Here is a 1,394-nt window from a genome sequence, read left to right on the forward strand (position 1 = left end):
AAATATTCAATCAGTATAAAACTATGACAACTCGTAGAGATTTTATTATCAAATCGGTTATTGCAAGTGCGGGGGTAGCCGTTGGAGGCTCTGCTTTTGCAAAACCAACAGGCAGTTTTTCGGCCAAAAGTTATGGCAAAATCATCGGTGCAAATGACCGTGTTCGTGTAGGTTGCGTAGGTTTCTCTGACCGCCACCGTGCCTCACACGTAGGGCCATTCAAAGAGCTTTCAAAAGGTATGAACTTTGAAATGGTAGCACTTTCTGACTTGTGGAATCGCCGTCGTGAAGAAGGAAAAGCTTATCTTGATAAGCAATTGGGTAGTGATGTGAAGGTTTTCCGTAATAACGAAGAACTTTACAACTCTAAAATGGTTGATGCCGTATTTATCTCAACTGCCGATTTTCAACACGCTTTGCACACAATCGAGGCGGTAAAAGCAGGTTGCGATACCTACACCGAAAAACCATTGGCCGAAACAATGGAAGATAACCGTGCGGTATTGAAAGCAGTAAAAGAGTCAGGTAAAATCGTACAGATTGGTTCACAACGCCGTAGTGGAGAAAATTACTTTGCGGCAGAAGATTTCATTAAATCTGGTAAATTTGGTCCAATCGTAATGGTTGAATTAATGTGGAACGTAAACCAACCAGGTCGTTGGAGAAGACCAGAATTGGTAAAAGACTTGAAAGAATCGGATGTTGATTGGAAACGCTATTTGATGAATCGTCCGATGGTTCCGTTCGACCCACGTAAATACTTAGAATATCGTTTATTCTGGCCTTATTCTTCGGGTATCCCAGGCCAATGGATGAGCCACCAAATTGATACAGTTCACTGGTTCTCGGGCTTGCCACACCCACGTAGTGTAGTTGCCAACGGTGGAATTTATCAATGGAAAGATGGCCGTACAAACGCCGATACGTTAACAGTAGTATTCGATTACGGCCCAATAAACGACCCTTCTACTGGCTTCCAAGTACAGTTCACAAGTCGTTTCTCAAACGCTGCGGGTGATACAAAAGAATTATACTACTCAAATGGCGGTATGATTAACCTTGACACTAACGAGATTTCGGATACTGGTGGCTTACGTGAGCGTGAAGCCTCAGCAATGGGTTTGAAGGCTAACTTATTGCCAAAAATTAAACTTGAAGGACAAAAAGTTGAGTCAGGTGCAAACACTGGTGGCGACCCATTGACATTCAATCACATCAAGAACTGGATGGAATGTGTACGTAGCCGTAAAACGCCTCACGCTCCAATAGAAGCGGGTTATTCGCACTCAATCGCTACAATCATGTCGAATGCAGCATATCGCACAGGCTTGAAAGTAACTTTCGATGCAAAAAATCAAGAAGTTTTGGCTGGCGGAAAACCGTTTAAGTATTAA

Annotated in this window: 1 protein-coding gene; it reads left to right on the forward strand. The window is 42.9% G+C overall.

Annotated elements, in window-relative coordinates; all coding sequences use genetic code 11:
* Positions 1 to 23 precede the first annotated feature (23 nt).
* On the forward strand, positions 24 to 1,394 hold the full coding sequence (locus tag ACOVO2_RS15150; protein ID WP_188770010.1) for a Gfo/Idh/MocA family protein: 1,371 nt from the start codon (positions 24 to 26) through the stop codon (positions 1,392 to 1,394).

Origin of the sequence: Emticicia sp., from assembly GCF_049241225.1 — a bacterium.
In the GTDB taxonomy this organism is placed as follows: Bacteria; Bacteroidota; Bacteroidia; order Cytophagales; family Spirosomataceae; genus Emticicia.

What these genes read in the sequence shown, in the direction of transcription:
- ACOVO2_RS15150 (WP_188770010.1), top strand. Translation starts at nt 24, where the DNA reads ATGACAACTCGTAGAGATTTTATTATCAAATCGGTTATTGCAAGTGCG.